Source organism: Frateuria defendens, from assembly GCF_001182895.1.
GTDB lineage: Bacteria > Pseudomonadota > Gammaproteobacteria > Xanthomonadales > Rhodanobacteraceae > Frateuria_B > Frateuria_B defendens.
Window position 1 is genome coordinate 1 of sequence record NZ_LFQR01000177.1, and the last position, 962, is coordinate 962.

Below are 962 nucleotides of genomic sequence, written 5' to 3' on the forward strand. Positions count from 1 at the left end.
TTGCTCGCGTAGTCGTCCGTATCCTGCTCGCTGATCACGTTCAGGTGGTGGCCGATGGCCGCCACCACCTGGTTCCCGGTCAGCTGCGCGCCCTGGAGCGTCGCATCGTTGCCGGCCACCAGGCTCAACCGGTTGGTCGCGTCGATGTGGCTCTCCGCATGCGTGGTGCCATTGCCGTGCGCCTTGCCCCCGCCCACGCTCGCCTGCGCATAGAAGCCCACGCCGTCGGTGCCGATCTGCAGCCCCACCCCACCGCTGGCGTTGCGGTTGCTGCTCTTGAGGCGGTGTTGCTCCGCCTGGCTCAGCACGTTGAGGTCGTGGCTCGCCGCCAGCGTCACGTTGTCGCCCGCGATCGCGCTGCCGATCACGTTGAGGTCGCCGTGCGTGGCCGCCACCGTCACGTCGCCCTGGCTGCGAAGGTGGCTGCCGTAGGCCGTCTCGTCGTGCGTCGTGGTCGTGCTGCTCGCACTGGCACCGCCGATGCCCACCTGCAGGTTGATGCCGCTGTCGGTGCCGTTCTGGCTCAGCGTGCCCGCACCGTTCTGCATCGCATTGGCCAGGTCCGCCGTGTCGTAGGCGGTCTTGGCCGCATACAGCGCCTTGAGCCGGTCGTCCTTCACCTCGCGACCGCGCTGCACGTCCGCATAGGTCGTGGTGGCCAGGTCCGCCAGCGCCCCGCCCAGGCCCACGTTGATGCCGCCCTGGCTCATCTTCTGGCTGTAGCGGGTGTCGCTCGTCCCCACCGCCGCGTCGATCGTGACGTTCTGGCCCACCAGCGTCACGCCGCGCTGGCCGATCACGTCCGAGCCGGTCAGGTGCAGGTCCTGGCCCGCGCTCAGCATCACCTTGCCGTCCGTGCTGCCCACCAGGCTGCCGGTGTAGCTCACCTCGGTGCTGCCGCTGGCCGTCGCCTGCGTGCGGTTGCCGATCAGCACGCTCAGCCCGCCGTTGTTCATCAGGCC

The 962-nt window shown here is 69.5% G+C and carries 1 protein-coding gene; it reads right to left on the bottom strand.

Annotation, left to right across the window (positions count from 1 at the left end):
- Positions 1-962 (bottom strand): hemagglutinin repeat-containing protein (locus ACH65_RS17490; RefSeq protein ID WP_202594240.1); only part of this gene is annotated, 962 nt, incomplete at both ends.